Genomic DNA, 21452 nt, shown 5'->3' with positions numbered 1-21452 from the left:
CGCCGGGATCAGGCTTGGGCGTGGGGAACCGAGAATTCGAACCAGTCGTGGAATACCCGATCGACCCCGAAGTCTTTGAGTTGCTGCTCGTTGGCGTGAGGACGATAGGCCCATACAGTGGCACCGGCGCCGGTGGCGGCGGTCAGGCCCGGTACGCTGTCTTCGATGACGAGGCAGCGGGTGATGTCGACCCCGAGGTGTTCAGCCGCTTTCCGGTAGATGGCGGGGTCGGGTTTGGCAACATCGAATTTCTGGCAGTCGATGCGCCGCTCGACCGGAAAGAAGTCTTCGAGGCCGGTGACTTTGAGTTTGAGTTGCAGCTCGAAGGTGCGCGAATTGGTGACGACGGCGAAGGGGTGTTCGAGCCGTTCGAGGGCGTCTTTGATACCGGGCATGGTTTCGAGCTGGGTGCGCATGAGTTGCTCGGAGTGTTCGCGGTTTTGGTCGAGGAAGCGTTGCATGTCGGGGATGGGTTTGCCGAGGCGTTGTTCGACCATTTTGACGCAGTCGGGCCAGCTGTGGCCGGTGAATTCCTGATGAACCTGGGCTTCGGTGTAGTTCATGCCCAGGCTTTGAATCGAGCGATGCAAGGCGCGGGTGGACAGGACTTCGGAGTCGACCAGGACGCCGTCACAATCGAATAGTACTGCTTCAAACAAAATGATTTCCTCGGTTTAATGCGAAAACAATCTCGAACCTGATTTTTTTCAGAAGCGGAACGTCCGGTCCGCTTTGGGGTGCCCTGTTCCCAGACACGCCGTAAATACATCCCTGTAGGCTCGCATCGCGGGTCCCCCGCTCCACGGTCTGGGAACAGGGCACCCCAAATCGGCCCTCAGTACTTCGTAAGATACCCAGATCAATCAAATAATGAACCGCGTCAATTACAACCAATCCTTGTGCTTGAAATACCAATAGGGTGCGATGCCCGATAGCACCATGATGACCAGGGCCCAGGCGTAGCCGAATTGCCAGTCGAGCTCGGGCATCATCTCAAAGTTCATGCCGTACACGCTGGCGACCACGGTCGGGGGCAGGAAGACCACGGCGGCGATGGAGAAGGTTTTGATGATCTGGCTCTGTTCGATGTTGATGAAGCCCTGGGTGGAGTCCATCAGGAAGTTGATTTTGTCGAACAGGAAGGCGGTGTGGGACATCAGTGTGTCCACGTCGCGTTTGATTTCCCGGGCGGTTTCCTGCAGTTCGAAGTGCTCTCGCAGGTGGCGCTGCAGGAAGGAGATGGACCGCTGGGTGTCCATCAGACAGAGGCGGATTTTGCCGTTGCTGTCTTCGAGTTTGGCGAGCCGGTCGATGGCTTCTTCGAGTTCGGCGTCGTCGTCTTCCAGGACCATGTGGCTGACGTCTTCGAGTTTGCGGTGGATGTCTTCGAGGACGTCGGCGAGGTTTTCGACTTTCTGCTCGAACATGGTGATCATCAGGTCCTGGGGCGAGCTGGCCTGGACCTGGCCGCGCCGGGCGCGCATGCGCAGCAGGCGGAAGTCCGCGAGATCGCCGTCGCGCAGGGTGATGAGGCGTTTATCCTGAAGGATGAAGGCGACGGTCACGGTGCTGTGGCGCCCTTCCCCGGGGGACAGGAAAAGGGAGTGAACGTGCAGGCCGGCGGCGTCCTGGAAGTAGCGGGCGGAGAATTCGATTTCTTCCACGTCGTCGGATTCGGGCAGTTCGGCCCGCAGGAAGGTGTTGAGCAGTTCGCGTTCTTCTTCGGAGGGTTCGTGAGCGTCGATCCAGACCGCATCATCCAGTGCGGTTTTGAGGTTGTTTTCATCCACGGGTTGGTCGCGCAGGGTTGCGCCCCGGATATTAAACATTCTCAGCATGGATCGTTCTCCTCGTCTCGTCCTTTGGGTGGATCACCCACCGTTTGCCACCCACAATAGCACAGTGATCTGAACGCTGTGTTATGCACAGTATACAACAGACGCCCATGGCCCGAATCTGCTATGGTGGCGGTTTGTGACCTATAAAACCCTAAAGATCCGTGCCCCATGAAAATTAATGAAGTCTCCGCCAATATCGATGACAAAATGCTGCGCCTGGAGCAACAGCTCGCCAACTTGCGGGCCGCTCGTCAACGGGTCGAAGGTGATGCCGGCGCGGTCGCGGTGATCGACCGGGATATTCAGGTGCTGTTGGAGACACGGGCCAAGCTGGAGCGCTCCCGGGAGCTGGTGTGGCAGGTTCACGACATCGGGGAACAAACCCGGCAACAGCATAAGCGGGATCGCTTTTACCAGAAGCTCGGTGTGGCGTTGATTGCGCTCAGCGGGCTGGCTCTGCTGGGGATTCTGCTGGTTTATCTCGCCTGGTTCTGAGGCTTACAGACTTTTAGCGGGGAGTTCCGGCGGCCTGGCTGACCGCCGGAAGCAAGGCGTGCCCGATTTACTCTTTGGCGGCAGCGCCTTCCAGCAGCGGCTTGAGCTCGCCACTTTCGTACATTTCCATAACAATGTCACAACCGCCAATCAATTCACCCTTGACCCACAGCTGCGGGAAGGTCGGCCAGTTGCCGTACAGGGGCAGACCGGAGCGGATTTCGGGGTTGGCCAGCACATCGACGTAGGCAAACCGCTGACCGCAGGCCATCACGGCTTGGGAGGTGCGCTGGGAAAAACCGCACTGAGGCGCGTTGGGCGAGCCCTTCATGTAGAGAATCACCGCGTTTTCTTCGATCTGCTGCTTGATGGTTGCCTGTACTTCGTCCATAGGACTGCCTGACCTCTCTTGTGCCAATAAGGTGAACAAAATTCGTGGGTTACCCTCGCCCGGGAAAGACCTAGCAGGCGAGTCAAGTATTCGCATTCTAACGCAGCCGGCGCGCGGAAACCAGTCAGGAGGCGCCCAGTCGCTTCTTGGTCAGCCGAGTGGGCGGATGGCTGGCCGGGTCTTCCGGCCAGGGGTGTTTGGGATAGCGGCCCCGCATCTGTTTGCGCACCTCCCCATAGGCCCCCTGCCAGAATGACCCCAGATCGCCGGTAATCGCCAGCGGGCTGCCGTTGGGCGAGGCCAGGTGCAGCCGCAGTGGCACCCGCCCGTCGGCGAGTTCAAAACGGTCACACCCGAAAAACTCCTGCAGTTTGCCGCTCACCGTCGGCGTCCCGTTTTCGGGGTAGTCCACCGACACCGAGCGGCCGCTGGGCAACGCCACTTGGAGCGGGAGCAACTGGTCCAGCGCCTGCACGGCATCGTGCCCGAGATAAAACGCCAGTGCCTCGCGCCAGGGCAACCGGTCGGGGTGAAGGCTATCGGTCACGAAGGGGGCAAACCATTGATCGAGCGTCGATAACAACACCGACTCATCCAGCGTCGGAAGGTCCAGCACCCCCGACTCATTGGCCAGCTGGGCCCGTCGGTACAGTCCTGTGGCCGCCTCCGGCCAGGGGTAAGCACTGAGCCCGCGTTCGCGCAGATCCGCCACCAGTGCCTCGGCCAACGCCTCGCCGGTGACCGGGTGTCGGTCCTCGGCGGTCACCGAGCCCCCCATCCGCCAGGTGGTGTGCATCACCCAGCCCTTGCCGCGATGACTCAGTCGGGATTCACACTGACTGAGGGCACGCCGCTGCTCGGCGTTCAACGTCAACGGCCAGCCGACGCCGCGATGCCCTTTGCCCCGGGCCTGCACATCGGCAAATACCGCCCACTCGCTGTCCAGGGGCCGATCCGGCGCGACGCTGATGCCGCTGTTGAGACGGTACCGGCCCGAATCCTGACGATGACCAATCCGGTCCCGAAAGGCATCGGCGAGGCAGGCCGGGTCCAGCTCGGCCCGACTTTCCACGGCGCTCAACGCCTTGAACCAGCGCTGCGCCTGACGTTGCCAGGTGCGCTGACCAGCGCGCTGGGCCCGGGCCGCCGCCTGCCACTGATCCGACGTTTCCAGGGCGTCAAAGTGCAGGGCCAGCGCCAGCAGCAAAGCGCCTTCCGGCAGGGTCTTCTGCGCCCCGGTCTGAAGCGACGATTCATCAAGCGCCTTTTCATAAAGAGCCGTTTGCAGAAAACGGGCCAGGCGCGGATGGGTCCCCAGCGCCGCCACCTGCCGTCCGGCGTCGGTCACCCGGCCCGCTTCATCCAGTAACCGCCAATCCTGCAACTGCTGGCGGGCTCGTTCCAGCGCCAGCCTGTTGGGCGCTTCCAACCAGGGCAACTCTTCCACCGGGGACCCCCAGTGCGCCAACCGCAGAGCCAAAGGCACATAGTCGGTGGAGCGCACCTCCGGTGGCTCCGCTGGCGCCAATGACTCCTCTTGAGACCAGAGCCGGATACAGTGCCCCGCCTGCACCCGCCCCGCCCGGCCGCGACGCTGCTCGGCGCTGGCCTGACTGATCCGCCGGGTCTGCAGACGGCTCACGCCGGTACCCTGCTCAAACACCGAACGGCGCACCTGGCCGGAGTCAATCACCAGGGTGACATCGGGGATGGTCAGCGAGGTTTCGGCGATATTGGTGGCGAGAATCACCCGCGGGCCACTGGCCGGATCCAATGCCTCCTGCTGCTCTTGGTCCGGCACCCGACTGTGCAGGCGAGCCAGCCGGACGGACGGCTCCCGGCGCGCGAGCGCCGAGGCGCAGTCTTCAATCGTCCGCCAGCCGGGCAAAAACACCAACACGGTCTGCGCCCGCCAGTCGGCCACCTCGGACAGCGCCCGTAACAAATGCTCATCCAGGCGCTCCGCGGCCCCGCGGGTATCCCGCCGGGGCGCAAGATACTGCACCGATACCGGGAAACATCGCCCCGGCGCCGACAGCCGCTGGGCCACCTGCTGTTGTAGCGCCGGATCGGGCGTGGCGGACATCAACACCAGCGCAATATCCTCCCGCAGCACCGCCACCTCCTGCAGCCAGGCCCAGGCCGTATCCTGATCCAGCGCCCGCTCGTGCACCTCATCCAGCATTACCGTCGCCACCCCGGCCAACTCCGGGTCGGCCAGCAGACGCTGCAGGGCAATCCCCGGCGTCATCACCACCAGTCGGGTCGCCTCGGACACCTGCCGGTCAAACGGCACCTGATAACCCACCGTCTGGCCCACCGACTCCCCATACAGCGAGGCGAGCCGCCGTGCCACCCCCCGCGCCGCCAGAATGCGCGGCTGAACCAACCAGACCTGCTGCCCGTCCGGTGCCGCCTCCAGCGCCCAAAGCGGCGCCAGGGTGGATTTACCCGCACCCGGTTCGGCTTCCAGCAAGAGCGGGCCACGGCCAAGCGCGTTGATGAAATCGGCGTGGTAGTCACTTAGGGGGAGGTTTGGGAGAGAGGTTGGTTTCATTGATTTTTACGGTTTAGTAGCGTCGAAGAGTGGGGCATTAATTTACCTGTCTGCGCGGATTTTGGGGGTATTTACGGCGGATGCGCGCTTTGCGCTCCGAAACGTCGGACCGATCCGCCCTACGCGACCGATGGCACGGAGGGCGCGGGCGGGGTAAACCCTTACGGGACCGTGGAGCGGGGGACCCGCGATTCGAGCCTACAGGGATGTATTCACGGCGCGTCCCGTAAGGGTTTACCCCGCTCGCGCCCGGACGCTCCGGTTACCACCGGTATTCGAGGTTCAGGCCGGCACTCACCTGCCGACCGGGGGCGGGCTCGAACGAGCGGCCGTTGCCCTGATTGACGATTACCGCACCCACATACTGCTCATCGGTCAGATTCTCCAGCTTCAGCCAACCCGAGGCCAACCAATCACCCCACTGATGGGCCGAATCCACACTCCAATCCCAGGTGACCGCCGAAGGCGCAAACACCGCATTGTCATCGCCGGTCGCCACCTCACCGCGATAGCGGGCCACCAGCGCCGTACCCAGGCGATCATCCTGCAGCGGCTCCCAGCGCAACTGGGTATAGAGATTGGTATCCGCAATGCCCGGTAGCTGATTGCCCGCCTCGAGCCCGGATGCGTACTCCGCGTCCAGATAGCTGGCACTGAAACGCGCCCACCAGCCCGGCGCCAGGGCCAGCTCACCGAAGGCCTCCAGGCCCCAGCGCTCGGTCTCAGCGGCGTTGCGGTAGGTGGTACGGCCACCCTCGGATTGATCCACCACCAGCTCATCGTCACTGTCGATCTGGAACAGGCTCACCGTCACCCGATGCGGCGACGCCAGACCCCAGCGCAGGCCCGCCTCAATCTGCCGGTTTTCCGCCGGCGACAGCGCGGTATTCAGGCCGGAGCCCTCGTTGCGGTAGGCCATCTCGGTCAGGGTCGCGGTTTCATAGCCCCGACCGGCCCCGGCGAACGCCTCCCACTGGGTGTTCAGACGAACGGTTGTACCCAACGCCAGCGCGACGAAATCATCGTCCCGGCCACCGCTGTCGTCCGGATTGCCCGGGTTATCGCCATCCGCCGGCACCACAAAATAATCATCCACCGCAAAGGACAGGTCGCTGTGGCGGGCCCCGCCGGTGATTTCCCACCGATCGGTGGGCTGCCAGGTCAGCACCCCATACAGATCCCGACTGTCGACTTCACCCAGCTCGTCACGGCGCAGGGCTCCGGTTTCGCCCTGATCATTGACGTAGCCACGACGCCGATCCTCCTGGCGCTCGACACTCGCCCCCAGGGTCGCCTCCAGCGGGCGATCGAGCAGGGAAAGATCGCGGGTGTAGCTGGCCCGGAGGCCCGAAAAATCCCGGGTCAGATCAATTACCGCGCCAGAGCTGGTCACGTCGTCCCCGGCAAATGGCAGCCACTGGTCTACCTCGCGCTGGCCCTGCCAGATCGCCGCCTGCCAGCGGTGCTCACCCTCCGCCTGGCGCATCGTGACCGAACCCTGCTGATGGCGAATACGCTTGCGGGTGTTGAACAGCTCCGCGCGCTCGTTGCCCGCACGGGGGTCCTCCCGCCAGCGCTCCGGCGACAGGCCGAGCGGATCCTGCAAGAGCGGATCGTGGCTGGTGTCCAGGCGCACCACCGTTTCTATGCCGCTGTCGGCCTGATAATACAGCTGGGCCCCGGCCTGGCGCCGCTCGGCTTCCGCGTGGGGCCGCTCGCCATCGCTGGTAAAGCGCGAACCGTGGAACCGAGCGCCCCAGGCGCCCTCTCGCCATTCGCCGGTCAGCGCCTGACGCTGCCGATCTCCCTCCCCGGCCAAAACCCGCCCGCTGAGACGGTTCTGCTCGGGCGCGGCGCTGTCAAACTGGATCACCCCGCCGGCGCCATTGCCATACAACGCCGCCAGCGGGCCGCGCAGGACCTGTACTCGATCCACTTCATCCACCGGCACACTGGAGAGCTGCCCCTGGCCGTCCGGCGTACTCAGAGGAATACCGTCCACTTGCAGGTCAATGCCGCGTACACCGAACGCCGAGCGGGCGCCAAAACCGCGCAGGGTCACCCGGGTATCCTGGGCGTAATTGGAACGGCTGTCGGCCTGCACGCCGGGCAACCCCTGCAGCAACTCGCCACTGTCGATGCGCATCCCCGTCTGCTGGCGATCCATGGCCAGGGACGCCGCCCCGGGAAAGGCATCTCCCTCGCTCGCCTCGCCGGTCACCACCAGGGTTTCCAGCCCCTCGGCCTGAGCGCCGGCGCCAATCAGGGCGGCAATGGACAACGGAGCCGCACGGACGAGGAGCGCCGAGCGCAATGCTCGGACTGAAACAGAGGCGAAATGTCGAGCCATGAACTACCACCTTGGGGATCGTTGTCAGAATTCGGCCCCGAACCGGGGCGCGGCCATGATACCGGGTTCGGCCTCCGGCCTGTAGGCCAGAACCGTACACAAAACGGCCATGAGTACGGCCAGGCAACGCGAATGGATGCCATTTGCCAACGCCGTAAAATGGCTATAGTATTGCTTTTTTGCCATTTACGGGTTCATGCCGTCCGCCCAACCAGGCCACACACGGCGAGCTCAAGGCCGACTCGGAGCGTTCCGAACCCCCTGTTTGATCCCCGCCTTATCGAGATCTGGCTGCCTGTTCACGACAACGGGCTTTTGGCGGTTTTATTGATTCTGTTTTCCGGCTCTCTGGAGCGGATGGCTGTGGAGTAAACCATGGACACATTGATGAACACTTACGGTACTCGCACTCTGACCCTGGTTCGGGGCGAAGGCAGCCGTGTGTGGGACGATCAGGGCAATAGCTATATCGACGCCATCAGTGGCATCGCCGTCTGCGGGCTGGGCCATTCCCACCCGGCGGTGACCCGCGCCCTGTGCGATCAGGCCGGCACCCTGCTGCACGTCTCCAACCTGTACAACATTCCGCCACAGCGTCAACTGGCGGACCTGTTGTGCGGGCAGACCGGTATGGAACGGGTGTTTTTCTCCAACTCCGGGGCAGAAGCCAACGAAGCGGCGATCAAGCTCGCCCGTAAGTACGGCGCCGCTCAGGGCATTGAGCGCCCGGCCATTCTGGTGATGGAAAACAGCTTTCACGGCCGGACCCTGGCGACACTCAGCGCCACCGGGAATAAAAAGGCGCAAGAGGGCTTCGCGCCCCTGGTGGAAGGTTTCATTCGGGTGCCGTACAACGACCCGGAAGCCGTCCGCGCCGCTGCCGCTCAACACGCCAACATCGTCGCCATCCTGGTCGAACCGGTGCAGGGTGAAGGGGGTGTGCGAGTGCCCGCACTTGGCTACCTGAACCAGTTGCGGGAAATCTGCGATCAGAACCAGTGGCTGCTGATGCTGGACGAAATTCAGACTGGCAATGGTCGTACCGGTCGCTACTTTGCTTTTCAACACAACGGCATTCAGCCGGATGTGCTGACCACGGCCAAGGGCCTGGGCAATGGTGTCCCCATTGGCGCCTGCCTGGCGCGCGGACAGGCGGCCGAGATATTTCAACCGGGTAGCCACGGCTCCACCTTTGGTGGCAATCCGCTCGCCTGCCGGGCCGGCATTGCCGTGGTGGAAACCCTGCTCAACGAGGGGCTCATCGCCCGTGCCGCCCAGATGGGCGACTGGCTGCTGGAGCAGTTCCGCGAACGCCTGAAGGACGATGCCAAGGTGGTGGACATTCGCGGTAAAGGGCTGATGATCGGCCTGGAACTCGATCGCCCCTGCGCCGAACTGGTGGCACAGGCCCGCGAGCGCGAGCTGCTGATCAACGTCACCGCCGGCAATACCTTGCGTCTGCTGCCGCCCTTTATTCTGACGGAAGCGGAAGCCGAGCAGTTGGTTACCGGTGTGGTGGAATTGATTCGCGCCTTTTAATTCACAGGCCGGGAACCGGCCCCAAGCAATACAACGAGTTGCCGTTATGGCCCAACCAAGACACTTTCTGACCCTGATGGATCTCGAGCCCGCTGAACTGAATGCGGTGCTGGATCGCGCCATTGAACTCAAGGCCATTCAGGCCCGGGGCGAATCCGAAGAGCTGTTCAAGAACAAGGTGCTGGGGATGATTTTTGAAAAATCCTCCACCCGTACCCGCGTTTCATTTGAAGCCGGCATGGCGCAGATGGGCGGCCACGCCCTGTTCCTCTCGCCCCGCGATACCCAACTGGGGCGCGGTGAGCCGATTGAGGACTCCGCCCGGGTGCTGTCGCGCATGGTGGATATCGTGATGATCCGCACCTTCGAGCACGCCAATGTGGAGCGCTTCGCGGAATACTCAAAGGTGCCGGTGATCAACGCCCTGACCGATGACTTCCACCCCTGCCAATTGCTGGCGGACATGCAGACTTTCCTCGAGCACCGCGGCCCCATCCAGGGCAAGACAGTGGCCTGGGTGGGCGATGGCAACAACATGTGTCAGTCCTACATCAACGCCGCCCAGCAGTGGGACTTCGAGCTGCGTATTGCCTGTCCGGAAGGCTTCGAGCCCCGCCAGGACCTGCTCGATGCCGCGCGCGATCGGGTGAGCATTTTCCGCACGCCGGAAGAAGCGGTGAAAGACAGCGACCTGGTGGTCACCGACACCTGGGCCTCCATGGGCCAGGAAGATGAGAAAAAACTGCGCGAACAGGCCTTCGCCGGCTATCAGGTCGATGCCGAGCTGATGAGTCACGCCCACGACCGCGCCCTGTTCATGCACTGTCTGCCCGCCTATCGCGGCAAGGAAATCAGCGCCGAGCTGCTGGACTCTCCGGAGTCGGTGGTCTGGGAAGAGGCCGAGAATCGCCTGCACGCCCAGAAGGCCCTGGTCGAATTCCTGTTCAACCACTCAAGGTAACTTATGTCGGCACTGCTGGAACTCGACAACATCGGTTGTGGCTACGACGGCGAGCGAGTCGTTGAAGATCTGTCACTGTCGTTAACCGAAGGCGACATCTGTTGCCTGCTCGGCCCCAGCGGTTGCGGTAAAACCACCGTACTGCGCGCCATCGCCGGTTTTCTGCAACCCTCGGCGGGTCGCATTGAGCTGGCCGGACAGTTGCTGGCCTCGGCCGAGCAGTCCCTGGCGCCAGAGCAACGCCGGGTGGGCATGGTGTTTCAGGATTACGCGCTCTTCCCGCACCTGAATGTGCGCGACAACCTGACCTTTGGCCTGAAAAACCAGAGCGCCCGGGAGAAGGCCCGGATCTGTGATGAGCTGTTGCAGCTGGTCAAACTCGAGGACCTGGGCCACCGCTATCCCCACGAGCTCTCCGGCGGTCAACAACAGCGCATCGCCCTGGCCCGTGCCCTCGCGCCCGAGCCCAAACTGCTGCTGATGGACGAGCCCTTCTCCAGTCTGGATGTGGAACTGCGCCGGGCCCTGGCACTCGAGGTACGGGCGATTCTGAAAGAGCGCGGCATCACCGCGATCATGGTCACCCACGACCAGTCCGAAGCCTTTGCCATGGCGGATCGGATCGGTGTGCTGAATGCCGGACAGTTACAACAGTGGGATACCCCGTTCAACCTTTACCATGAACCCGCCACGCGCTTTGTCGCCAACTTTGTCGGGCAGGGCGTGTTTCTCGCGGGTTATCTGTTGGACCGACATACGGTGCGCACAGAACTGGGCGATATCGAAGGTAACCGCTGTTACGAGTGGCTGGAAAATACCCCGGTGGATATTCTGCTGCGCCCGGACGATGTCATTCACGATGACAGCAGTGATAAGCGCGCCGAAGTGGTCGCCAAGGTATTTGCCGGCACCGCCACGCTGTATACGTTACAGCTGCCCACCGGCAGCCGCATTCAGTCCGCGTTCCCCAGTCACCATGATTACGCCATCGGCGATCATGTGGGCATTCGTATTGAAGCGGATCATCTGATTGTCTTCCGGCGGGAAGAGCAAGCCGTGGGCGGCAGTCATTATGGTTTAGAGACCACCGAATCCTAGGTCACGCATGTCATACCTTGGACCCTGGGTTACGGCGGATGCGCGCTTCGCGCTTATCCGCCCTACGCTGACTGCGGAGGTATGCGTAGGGCGGATAAGGCCGGAGGCCGCATCCGCCGCAACCCAACTTTCCGTCACAACAACAACTCGGATTTGATCACCGTAACCGCCGACCCCACCAGCGTCACCCTATCGCCTTTTAGCTCGCAATCCACATCGCCGCCGCGTTTGGAAATCTGTCGGGCAGCCAGAGTGTTTTTGGACAATCTTTTGGCCCAATAGGGAGCGAGCTGGCAGTGTGCCGATCCGGTCACTGGGTCTTCGGCGATTCCTACCGACGGAGCAAAAAAGCGGCTGACAAAGTCTTTGGTGTCCCCCTGCGCGGTAGCCATGATACCCCGGCAGTCGAGCTTTTTCAGCTCGGACAGATCCGGTTCTAAGGCTCGCACTTGAGCCTCAGTTTCCAGTACTGCCAAATAATCTACTCTCTTTTCCACGGCCACCGGAGTCACCCCCAAACCCTTGATAAGCGCTTCGGGACACTCAACGACTTGAGTCGGCTGTGCGGGGAAATCCATGGCCAACCGGTCACCCCTTCGCTCAACCACCAGGTCGCCGCTGCGGGTGCCGAAGCGGATGCTTGGGTGTGGGTAATTCATGTGTTGGAACAGAACGTGGGCGGTAGCCAGCGTAGCGTGCCCACAGAGGTCGACTTCGGCCTCGGGAGTAAACCAGCGCAGCGCGAAGCCATCGTCTTCAGGCACAAAGAAGGCGGTTTCCGAGAGGTTGTTTTCGTTGGCGATGGTCTGCATCAGGGCGTCGTCGAGCCATTGTTCCAGAGGCACGACGGCGGCGGGATTGCCTTCGAAAGGACGCTGGGTGAAGGCATCGACTTGGTATTGGGTCAGGTTCATAAGCGCCCTATTAACCTTGCGATCGTTTGTTGCGTCATGCCTGGGTGACGGCGGATGCGCTGCCCTTATCCGCCCTACGCAGACTGCCGTGGTATCCGTAGGGCGGATAAGCAAAGCGCATCCGCCGTTACCATTACCAATCAAATGGCGAAATACGTTACACCACCTTGATCGCTTCGTCTTTGATCTTGGCCTGCCAGATTTTCGGGCCGGTCTGGTGAACGGATTCGCCTTTGCTGTCTACCGCCACGGTGACCGGCATATCCTTCACCTCAAACTCGTAAATCGCCTCCATGCCCAGCTCCGGAAAGCCCAGCACCTTCGACGACTTGATCGCCTGGGACACCAGATAGGCCGCGCCGCCTACCGCCATCAGGTAGACCGACTCATTATCGCGAATCGCCTCGATCGCCGCCGGGCCGCGTTCCGCTTTGCCGATCATGCCCAGCAGGCCGGTCTGCTCCAGCATCGTGCGGGTAAACTTGTCCATGCGGGTGGCGGTGGTCGGGCCGGCGGGGCCCACCACTTCATCGCGCACCGGATCGACCGGTCCCACGTAGTAGATGAAACGGCCGGTCAGGTCCACCGGCAGCTCTTCACCCTTGGCGATCAGGTCCACCATTTTCTTGTGGGCGGCGTCTCGGCCGGTCAGCATTTTGCCGGAGAGCAGGATGGTGTCACCGGGTTGCCAGGATTTCACATCCTCTTTGGTGACAGTATCCAGGTTCACTCGACGGACATTGTCGCCGGCTTCCCAGGCCACTTCCGGCCAGTCGTCCAGGTTAGGGGGCGTCTGCAGGGCCGGGCCCTCTCCGGTGAGGGTGAAGTGGGCGTGACGGGTGGCGGCGCAATTGGGGATGATGGCCACCGCTTTGTTCGCCGCGTGGGTCGGGTAGTCCTTCACTTTCACGTCCAGCACCGTGGTCAAACCACCCAGGCCCTGGGCGCCAATGCCCAACTGATTCACTTTTTCGTACAGCTCCAGGCGCAGCTCTTCGCTGCGGTTGCTGGCACCGCGCTCCTGCAGCTCCTGAATGTCGACCGGATCCAGCAGCGACTCTTTGGCGATCTGCATGGCTTTTTCGGCCGTGCCACCAATGCCGATGCCGAGCATGCCGGGCGGGCACCAGCCCGCGCCCATTTTGGGCACCATGTCCAGCACCCAATCCACCACGGAATCCGAGGGGTTGAGCATGGCAAATTTGGTTTTGGCTTCACTGCCGCCGCCCTTGGCCGCCACGTGAACGTCGACGGTATTGCCGGGAACGATATTATAGTGAATGACGGCCGGGGTGTTATCACCGGTATTCTTCCGGGCGCCGTCCGGGTCATCCAGAATGGACGCGCGCAAAACATTGTCGGGGTGGTTATAGGCCCGACGCACGCCTTCGTTGACCATATCGGTGAGGCTCATATCCGCCTCCCACTGGACGTCCATACCAACGGTGACAAAGACGGTCACAATGCCGGTATCCTGACAGATCGGGCGGTGGCCGGTAGCGCACATGCGCGAGTTGATCAGAATCTGGGCCATCGCGTCCTTGGCAGCCGGGTTGGCTTCGCGCTCGTAGGCGCGGTGCACGGCCTGGATGAAGTCCACGGGATGGTAGTAGGAGATGAACTGCAGCGCGTCGGCGACGCTGTCGATCAGGTCGTTCTGGCGAATCACGGTGGTCATGGAAGTCTCTCTACAGCTTGTCAGTGTGGCGGCAATTTTACATGAATTGCCGGAGACTTGCCCGGAGAGGACCGGCGCACTGCGCCAACTTTACGCTGCAACCGTTTGCATTCGGGCGGCGCTGCGCTACACTCTGAATATGGTCCTCTGGAGTTTAAGTGATCATGTTGGATGCCCATCAGCCGTTCGGGCAATCGCGGTTTTACCGTCCTGACCGGTTCACAATCTGCGCCCTGCGAACCGCGCAACCACCGCTGAGCGTCCTGCCCGGCAAGAGTCCCCTCCCCCCTCAAAACCTCTCAAGTGAGTCACGCACTGGAGCGTATGCCTTATGGCCACGGCCCTAGAACCTTGTCCGTTTTGCCGCAGCAACCACTTGCACTTGGCACACAGTGGGCTGGATTATTGTGTGGTTTGTCAGAGCTGCAAATCAAAAGGCCCTCACCAGGAAACCCTGGAGAGAGCCATCAGTCGCTGGAATGAGACGTCGGTCCGCCTTGGCGTCCAGCCACTACCGGAAACGGCAACTAGCGAATCGCTCGCCGATCGCACTCAACCAGAGCCCCGCTATTTCGTCGCGCGGGGCTGAGCTGGCTATCAGGGTGAGGACAACTGCTCCTTGATGGTCAATATGTCGCGGTTGATGCTACGACGATAGGAGTCGATGGCCTCGATCGCTTCCTCGTTGGTACCGACCCGCTCTGCAAGCCCCCGCAAACGCCCAAGCCCCTCTTCCAGTTGATCCACTTCTTCCGAGAGATTCTGCAGGCGCTGGCCCTGGGCTTCCACCGAGTCGGCCGCTGCCTGCAATCGCTCGATCGCCGAGCTGACCTCACTGACCTGCTGCTCGGTTTTATCAAAGGCCGAGCGCAGACTGCTCAGCCCCTGGCTGGCACTGGAGGCGGACTCCTTCACACTGGCCAGTTCCCGCTTCAGGGACTCCAGCCCCTCCTGGTTGGAGGCGATCCGCTTGCGGTTGGTATCGTAGGACACGCCCCACAGCTTGCGAATTTCCGAATCTGCCCACTCCAGCTTTTCCTGGATCTCCTCAACGTACTCACTGGACTCGTTGGAAGTGATCGCAATGCGTTTCTCCAGGGTTTCAAGCCGCTCATTGGCCTGGGCGAGGTTCTGTTCGGCGCCGGTCCACTTCCAGGCCAGAAAACCACTGGCGCCCACGCCGGCAACGGCAATGATCAGCGCCGCAATCGCCAGCCCCTGGCCACCGGAAGAGGCACCGGCCGGACGCTGAGGCGGCGGAGGTGTACCGCCCCCGCCCCCAGGACGTTTAGGGCCTTTCGCATTGCCACCGGGAGGCGCCGCCGCAGCTCGACCCTGGCGGGCCGCCACTTCGTCTTTCTCGGGTTTGATCGTGCCGGAGATCGTCGGCTCTTTGCGTTCCATAAAAACACCTGAGTTCACTACACTTCGTGGTTGCGTTTATAGCAGTTCTGGGCCCGAAAAAGAAGGGAACGGGTCTGATACCGGGCAATTTTGCCAGACATAAAAAAACCCCGCTCCGGCCGGGCCGGGCGGGGTTTTCACGTCAATAAAACTTACTTGGCGAAGTTTTCGTTGACGAACTCCCAGTTGACCAGGTTCCAGAAGGCTTCCAGGTACTTGGGACGGGCATTGCGATAGTCGATGTAGTAGGCGTGCTCCCACACATCCACAGTCAGCAGCACGGTGACGCTCTCGTCAGTCAGCGGCGTTTCCGCATTGCTGGTATTGACGATTGCTACGGAACCGTCGGACTTCTTCACCAGCCAGGTCCAGCCGGAGCCGAAGTTGTTGGCGGCGTTGGTGGAGAACTCTTCTTTGAACTTGTCAAAGGAGCCAAAGGCCTTGTTGATGGCCTCGCCTACCGCACCATTGGCTTCACCGCCACCGTTGGGGCTCAGGCAGTGCCAGTAGAAAGTGTGGTTCCACACCTGAGCGGCGTTATTGAACAGAGGCCCTTTGGCGCTCTTGATAACGTCTTCCAGGCTCTTGTCCGCTTCGGGCTTGCCTTCAACGGCCGCATTCAGCTTGTCTACGTAGGTCTGGTGGTGTTTACCGTAATGGTATTCCAGGGTTTCCTGGGAGATATGAGGTTCCAACGCATCTTTTGCGTAAGGCAGCTGGGGTAATTCAAAAGCCATAGTCGTTCTCCTGAACACGGTTGAAAAAATGAGTAGCGGCGGGGTTAACCCACTGAAATAGCCGCTCAATCCTAGCACAGCCGGATGGGTCGAACGGATCGCCCTGCTCCAGACCGGGAAACGCCAGTTAGCCCTGGCTGTTGGTATGGTGTTACGAAAGTAAGCGATCAGTATATCACTGAAAGCAAAAGGGCGGGCCAAAGCCCGCCCTTTCAGGGCTTGAGACGACTTACATCATGCCGCCCATGCCACCCATTCCGCCCATGCCGCCCATATCCGGGGCGCCACCGGCCTTCTCGTCTTCCGGCTCATCGGCCACCATCGCTTCGGTGGTGATCATCAGGCCAGCGACAGAGCCGGCAGCCTGCAGAGCGGTACGGGTCACTTTGGCCGGGTCCAGGATACCCATTTCCAGCATGTCGCCGTACTCACCGGTCGCGGCGTTGTAGCCATAGGCGCCTTCGCCTTTCTTGACCCGATCCACGACCACAGAGGCCTCTTCACCGGCGTTGGTGACGATCTGACGCAGCGGTGCTTCCATGGCGCGACGGGCCAGCGCGATACCGGCGTTCTGGTCTTCGTTCTCGCCTTTCAGCTCGGCAATGGCGGCCACAGCGCGTACCAGAGCGGTACCACCACCGGCAACCACACCTTCCTCAACGGCGGCGCGAGTGGCGTGCAGCGCATCTTCAACGCGAGCCTTCTTCTCTTTCATTTCCATCTCGGTGGCAGCACCCACCTTGATCACGGCCACACCGCCGGCCAGCTTGGCCACGCGCTCTTGCAGCTTCTCGCGATCGTAATCAGAAGAAGTGTCTTCCATCTGGGTGCGGATCTGGTTCACGCGCGCTTCGATGTCGGCGTTGTTACCGGCGCCGTCAACGATCACGGTGTTCTCCTTGGACATGGTCACGCGCTTGGCGCGGCCCAGGTGCTCCAGAGTGACGTTTTCCAGGTCGAGGCCCACTTCTTCAGAGATCACAGTGCCACCGGTCAGGATGGCGATATCCTGCAGCATGGCCTTGCGACGATCGCCAAAGCCCGGTGCCTTACAGGCGGCGACTTTCACAATACCGCGCATGTTGTTGACCACCAGCGTCGCCAAGGCTTCGCCTTCCACATCTTCGGCAACGATAACCAGCGGCTTGTTGGCCTTGGCTACGGCTTCCAGAGTCGGCAGCAGCTCGCGGATGTTGGAGATCTTCTTGTCCACCAGCAGGATGTAGGGGTCGTCCTGCTCGACGGCCATGTTGTCCTGGTTGGTGATGAAGTAAGGAGACAGGTAACCGCGGTCGAACTGCATACCTTCAACCACGTCCAGTTCGTTCTCCAGGCTGGAGCCTTCCTCAACGGTGATCACACCTTCTTTACCGACCTTCTCCATCGCCTTGGCGATCAGCTCGCCCACGTCGCGATCGGAGTTGGCGGAGATGGTGCCCACCTGGGAGATGGCCTTGCTGTCTTCACAGGGCTTGGCCAGCTTGCGGATTTCTTCAACCGCAGCGGTAACGGCTTTGTCGATACCACGCTTGAGGTCCATGGGGTTCATGCCGGCAGCCACGGATTTGAGGCCTTCGGTCACGATGGACTGGGCCAGAACGGTAGCGGTGGTGGTACCGTCACCGGCTTCGTCAGAAGCGCGTGAGGCCACTTCTTTGACCATCTGGGCGCCCATGTTCTCGAATTTGTCTTTCAGGGTGATTTCCTTGGCCACGGACACACCGTCTTTGGTCACGGTGGGGGCACCGAAGGACTTCTCCAGAACCACGTTGCGACCCTTGGGGCCCAAAGTGGCTTTTACGGCGTCGGCCAATACGTTGACGCCCTTGAGCATGCGCTGACGGGCGCTGTCGCCAAACTTAACTTCTTTTGCAGACATAGTGCTTTCCTTCCAGTAACTTGTTCAGACAATAGTCGGTTAAAGATTCCGTGCCGGGCTTAGGCCAGCACAGCCTTGATGTCGCTTTCGCTCAGGATGACCAGCTCTTCGCCATCGACCTCGATGGTGTCGCTGCCGGCGTATTTGCCGAATACAACCACATCGCCAACCTTGACGTCGACCGGGCGAACATCGCCATTGTCCAGTACGCGGCCATTACCGACAGCCACCACTTCACCCTGGTTGGGCTTCTCTTTGGCGGAACCCGGCAGGACGATACCGCCCGCGGTTTTTTCCTCTTCTTCCTTGCGGCGAACCACAACGCGATCGTGTAAAGGACGAATTTTCATGGACTCTTATCTCCAACTAGCGTGTTAAACACTGAAAATGAGCCGGGTTGCCCCGGATGACGTTAGTGTGCGGCCGAAGCCGCGTGCCCGGCCGGCCAGAGGCCAGACAGGCGTAATGCGTGTGTCACAGGTAATTGGGGATGCCGGGGAGGAATTTCAACAGTCTGACGAGGATTTTTTTGCTTATTTTGGCGAGGGGGCGCTACCACTCGTAGGTCAGCCCCACCACGAGCCGGATATCCTCGCGCTCGGTGCCGGGCTGAGGGTCGTTGTCCACCTCGTAATCGAGTTTGACCTCTGAATACACCGTAGAGACCAGCATCGAGCTGAAACCGGTGGTGGAGTTGAGCTGCCAGTCCCGGTCTTGCTCAAAGGAGCGCACGTATTCGTTGCGATGGAAAAACGAGACCCCCAGGGGCAGCTTGTAGCGGAAGTCCGTACCCAGACGCCAGGCGATCCGGTCTTCTTTGCGGACAAAGTCCGGGGCGGGGTTCTCGGGCACCTGATACTGCTCGGTGACCGACACCAGACCACCGGTCATCGCCAGCGCCGTCCGGTTGTTTTCCCAGAATTGGTAACCGGTACCAGCACCGATGTTGTAGTAGCGATCGATCGACCGGGTTTCATCGTGCCCGTAGCGCACATCACTGTTGAGGAACCAGCGCTCCCGGAAGAACCAGTCCAGCACGTAACGACCACCCCATCGGACGTCGGGTTCGGACTTGCTGCGCGAATAACTGGCATACTCAAAATTGCCGCTGTGGCGCCAGTCCACCAGCCGGTACTCCACGCCGCCGCTGATTTTCCAGTCATCCTTGATTTCGTTGCCCCGCGCGTAGGTCCCCGAGACATTGACCCGCCCATTCAGGGTGCTGCTGTCACCGCTGATATAGGTTTCGTAGGGAATGATCATGGCCAGGGAAACCAGCGGCACCCGGCGCGGCACCACATCGTCGCCACACAGATAAACCAGGTGCTCGAACTCCATCCCCTCCACCATACAGGGCTCCCCCACCCCGTTGATCTTCAAGGGTTTGGTGGTCTGCAGGTCGTAGATTTTGCTTTTGTCGATGGTGAGCCGCCCGAGCGACTCGGACTGCCAGACGACGCTGTCTTCACTGGCCGACACGAAATCACCGGCGATGCGATCACCGTTGCGCAGCTCCAGCATTCCCGCAGATACGGGGGCTGACAGCGCCAGGTACGCCGCCAGGGCCAAGCGCCACTGTTGAGTCGTCAGGTATACCGGCATGCATCGTCGGGAGTTGATCCAAAGGAGGCGCACTTTACCACACTTGGTCGGTCCGACTACAGCGAACCGGTTCTCGTACGGAGCATCAACCAGAGCACCAGCAGAATTGCCGGGACTCCCAGCCCCCCCGCATAAATGAAAAACCAGAAAAACCCGACCTGTTCCACCACGATTCCGCTGAAGCCGCCGATGACTTTGCCCGGCAGGGTCATCAGTGAACTGAACAGGGCGTATTGAGTCGCGGTGTAGTCGCTGCTGACCAGGCTGGACATCCAGGCGATGAGCGACGCCATGGCCAAGCCGCCGCAGAAGTTCTCACCGCTGATGGTCAGGACCAGCATCCAGAGCTCCGCGCCCACCAGCGCATTGATCGAATACAGCAGATTGGTCGCCGCCGCCAGCACGGCCCCGGCCAGCAGGACGCGCAACAGGCCAAAACGGGGCACCAGCACTCCGCCAACGATGCCTCCCAGCACGGTCATCGCCGCACCATACAGGCCGCTGATGTTGGCCACATCGGCTCGGGTATAGCCGGTTTCCAGATAGAAAGGCATGGCCATCGACGCCATGCTGATATCGGTAATGCGAAACGCGCCCACGATCAGCAGCAAAAGTACGGCCTGGGCGCCATAGCGCTGAAGAAAATCCACAAAGGGACATACCACTGCACCGATGAACCAGGCAACGGCATTGCGCACCGGGCGGGCCACATGAGCACTACGCTCGAGGTAATCCTGTGCCCGCTGCTCCAGAAAGGCCGCGTCCGAATGTCCGGTCACTGTGGGCTCGCTGGACAGCAGTACGGTCACCATGCCCACCCCCATGAGCAGGGCCATGATCAGATAAACCCCGGGCCAGGTGGCAAATGACACCATATGCAGCGCGCCGGCACTGGCCATCAATACCGCCAGCCGATAGCTGAATACGTAGGTGGCGGACATGGCCGCCTGGCGCTCCAGAGACACCGCCTCAATCCGCCAGGCATCAATCGCCACGTCCTGGGTTGCCGAGCCAAAGGCGACCACCAGCGCGAATATGGCAATCCACTCGAGCTCCCCCACAGGGTCGGTGACCGACATGCCAATCAATCCGCCGGCAATGAGCAGTTGAGCGAAGAGCATCCAACTGCGTCTGCGCCCCAGCAGGCGCCCCAACAACGGGAGCTGAAATCGGTCCACGACCGGTGCCCAGAACACTTTGACTGAATAGGTAATGCCGATCCAACTGAAAAACCCGATGCTCGCCTTGGTGACCCCCGCCTCGGTCAGCCAGGCAGTCAGGGTAGAAAAGACCAACATATAAGGCAGGCCCGCCGAAAAGCCCAGAAAGGCCATGGACGCGACCCGGGGGTGCAGATAAATCAACAGCGAGTCCCGCCAGGAGCGGGACGGGGATTCAGGGGTATCGGTCATGAAACGCTCGGTTGGTCGCGGTACATTAAATCAGGGACAACGTTTGGCGATCAGGAACAGCGTCTGGCGATCAGATACAGCCTCTGGGCAGCCAGTGACGCCTGCTCATCAATCTCGAAAGTTGGTGAATTGCAGCGGCATATCAACGCCCTCGGCACTGCGTAGCAACGCCATGACCTGTTGCAGGTCATCGCGCTTCTTGCCGGTAACCCGCAGCTGGTCGCCCTGGATCTGGGCCTGCACTTTGAGCTTGCTGTCTTTGATCAGCTTGACCATCTTCTTGCTCAGCTCGGTTTCCAACCCGGTGCGCACGATCACTTCCTGACGTGCCTGCTTGCCGACGGTGGTCGGGTCTTTGATCTCCAGGCAGGCGATATCAATATTGTTCTTCACCATGGTGCCCTGCAGAATGTCCAGCATCTGTTGCAGCTGGAAATCTGCTTCAGCGGTGAGCGTCACCACGAAGTCCTTGCGCTCAAACTGGGCATCCACACCCTTGAAGTCGTAGCGATTGCCCACCACGCGGTTGGCCTGGTCCACCGTATTGGTCAATACATGCTTATCGACCTCGGACACCACATCAAAAGACGGCATAGA

The 21452-nt window shown here is 61.2% G+C and carries 19 protein-coding genes; 5 read left to right on the top strand and 14 right to left on the bottom strand.

Annotated elements, in window-relative coordinates; translation table 11 throughout:
- Positions 1-8: 8 nt before the first annotated feature.
- Together EDC38_RS00545 and corA are read right to left on the bottom strand one after the other, a co-directional pair.
- Entirely contained in the window at positions 9-659 is a 651-nt protein-coding gene (locus EDC38_RS00545) for an HAD family hydrolase (RefSeq protein WP_024459558.1), read from the bottom strand.
- A 225-nt stretch (positions 660-884) separates the two neighbouring features.
- Complete coding sequence (gene corA, locus EDC38_RS00540) at positions 885-1838, bottom strand: magnesium/cobalt transporter CorA (RefSeq protein WP_123636875.1); 954 nt, start codon at positions 1836-1838, stop codon at positions 885-887.
- A gap of 168 nt (positions 1839-2006) precedes the next feature.
- On the opposite strand from corA, the gene EDC38_RS00535 reads away from it, so the two are divergent.
- The gene (locus tag EDC38_RS00535) at positions 2007-2333 is read left to right on the top strand and encodes a hypothetical protein (RefSeq protein WP_123636874.1); all 327 of its coding nucleotides are present in this window, start codon (positions 2007-2009) and stop codon (positions 2331-2333) included.
- Between the two features lie 67 nt (positions 2334-2400).
- Here EDC38_RS00535 and grxD read toward each other — a convergent pair whose 3' ends face one another.
- The 3 genes from grxD to EDC38_RS00520 form a co-directional block, all read right to left on the bottom strand.
- On the bottom strand, positions 2401-2724 hold the full coding sequence (gene grxD / locus EDC38_RS00530) for a Grx4 family monothiol glutaredoxin (RefSeq protein WP_123636873.1): 324 nt from the start codon (positions 2722-2724) through the stop codon (positions 2401-2403).
- Between the two features lie 124 nt (positions 2725-2848).
- Positions 2849-5281 carry an ATP-dependent helicase HrpB gene (gene hrpB, locus EDC38_RS00525; RefSeq protein WP_123636872.1) on the bottom strand — a complete coding sequence of 811 codons (2433 nt, stop codon included), beginning with the start codon at positions 5279-5281 and terminating at the stop codon, positions 2849-2851.
- Between the two features lie 262 nt (positions 5282-5543).
- A complete protein-coding gene (locus EDC38_RS00520; RefSeq protein ID WP_123636871.1) occupies positions 5544-7631 on the bottom strand; it encodes a TonB-dependent receptor family protein in 2088 nt (695 codons plus the stop codon).
- Positions 7632-8006: 375 nt separating this feature from the next.
- On the opposite strand from EDC38_RS00520, the gene EDC38_RS00515 reads away from it, so the two are divergent.
- The 3 genes from EDC38_RS00515 to EDC38_RS00505 are packed head-to-tail and all read left to right on the top strand — an operon-like array spanning position 8007 to position 11229.
- A complete protein-coding gene (locus EDC38_RS00515) occupies positions 8007-9170 on the top strand; it encodes an aspartate aminotransferase family protein (protein WP_123636870.1) in 1164 nt (387 codons plus the stop codon).
- A gap of 46 nt (positions 9171-9216) precedes the next feature.
- On the top strand, positions 9217-10131 hold the full coding sequence (gene argF / locus EDC38_RS00510; RefSeq protein WP_123636869.1) for an ornithine carbamoyltransferase: 915 nt from the start codon (positions 9217-9219) through the stop codon (positions 10129-10131).
- Between the two features lie 3 nt (positions 10132-10134).
- Complete coding sequence (locus EDC38_RS00505; protein WP_123636868.1) at positions 10135-11229, top strand: ABC transporter ATP-binding protein; 1095 nt, start codon at positions 10135-10137, stop codon at positions 11227-11229.
- Positions 11230-11363: 134 nt separating this feature from the next.
- On the opposite strand, the gene EDC38_RS00500 is transcribed toward EDC38_RS00505, so the two are convergent.
- Both EDC38_RS00500 and EDC38_RS00495 read right to left on the bottom strand, forming a co-directional pair.
- A complete protein-coding gene (locus tag EDC38_RS00500) occupies positions 11364-12143 on the bottom strand; it encodes a PhzF family phenazine biosynthesis protein (protein ID WP_123636867.1) in 780 nt (259 codons plus the stop codon).
- 157 nt (positions 12144-12300) lie between these two features.
- The gene (locus EDC38_RS00495) at positions 12301-13821 is read right to left on the bottom strand and encodes a fumarate hydratase (RefSeq protein WP_123636866.1); all 1521 of its coding nucleotides are present in this window, start codon (positions 13819-13821) and stop codon (positions 12301-12303) included.
- A gap of 331 nt (positions 13822-14152) precedes the next feature.
- Between EDC38_RS00495 and EDC38_RS16705 the strand changes: the two genes are divergently transcribed.
- The gene (locus EDC38_RS16705; RefSeq protein WP_123636865.1) at positions 14153-14410 is read left to right on the top strand and encodes a Lar family restriction alleviation protein; all 258 of its coding nucleotides are present in this window, start codon (positions 14153-14155) and stop codon (positions 14408-14410) included.
- 8 nt (positions 14411-14418) lie between these two features.
- Here the strand turns inward: EDC38_RS16705 and EDC38_RS00485 are convergent, their stop codons facing one another.
- The 7 genes from EDC38_RS00485 to EDC38_RS00455 all read right to left on the bottom strand — a co-directional run bounded on the left by EDC38_RS00485 (position 14419) and on the right by EDC38_RS00455 (position 21449).
- The gene (locus EDC38_RS00485) at positions 14419-15225 is read right to left on the bottom strand and encodes a hypothetical protein (RefSeq protein ID WP_123636864.1); all 807 of its coding nucleotides are present in this window, start codon (positions 15223-15225) and stop codon (positions 14419-14421) included.
- 152 nt (positions 15226-15377) lie between these two features.
- Positions 15378-15962, bottom strand: coding sequence for a superoxide dismutase (locus EDC38_RS00480; protein WP_123636863.1), 585 nt, complete (start codon positions 15960-15962; stop codon positions 15378-15380).
- A 229-nt stretch (positions 15963-16191) separates the two neighbouring features.
- Positions 16192-17841 carry a chaperonin GroEL gene (gene groL / locus EDC38_RS00475; RefSeq protein ID WP_123636862.1) on the bottom strand — a complete coding sequence of 550 codons (1650 nt, stop codon included), beginning with the start codon at positions 17839-17841 and terminating at the stop codon, positions 16192-16194.
- Positions 17842-17900: 59 nt separating this feature from the next.
- Positions 17901-18191, bottom strand: coding sequence for a co-chaperone GroES (gene groES, locus EDC38_RS00470; protein WP_123636861.1), 291 nt, complete (start codon positions 18189-18191; stop codon positions 17901-17903).
- Positions 18192-18393: 202 nt separating this feature from the next.
- A complete protein-coding gene (locus EDC38_RS00465) occupies positions 18394-19443 on the bottom strand; it encodes a DUF481 domain-containing protein (protein ID WP_123636860.1) in 1050 nt (349 codons plus the stop codon).
- A gap of 56 nt (positions 19444-19499) precedes the next feature.
- Complete coding sequence (locus EDC38_RS00460; protein WP_123636859.1) at positions 19500-20855, bottom strand: AmpG family muropeptide MFS transporter; 1356 nt, start codon at positions 20853-20855, stop codon at positions 19500-19502.
- A 108-nt stretch (positions 20856-20963) separates the two neighbouring features.
- The gene (locus EDC38_RS00455) at positions 20964-21449 is read right to left on the bottom strand and encodes a YajQ family cyclic di-GMP-binding protein (RefSeq protein WP_024459540.1); all 486 of its coding nucleotides are present in this window, start codon (positions 21447-21449) and stop codon (positions 20964-20966) included.
- Positions 21450-21452 lie beyond the last annotated feature (3 nt).

The organism is Marinimicrobium koreense, assembly GCF_003762925.1.
Lineage (GTDB): Bacteria > Pseudomonadota > Gammaproteobacteria > Pseudomonadales > Cellvibrionaceae > Marinimicrobium > Marinimicrobium koreense.
The sequence above is the reverse complement of the archived record's forward strand: the minus strand, read 5'-3'. Positions and strand labels throughout refer to the sequence as shown.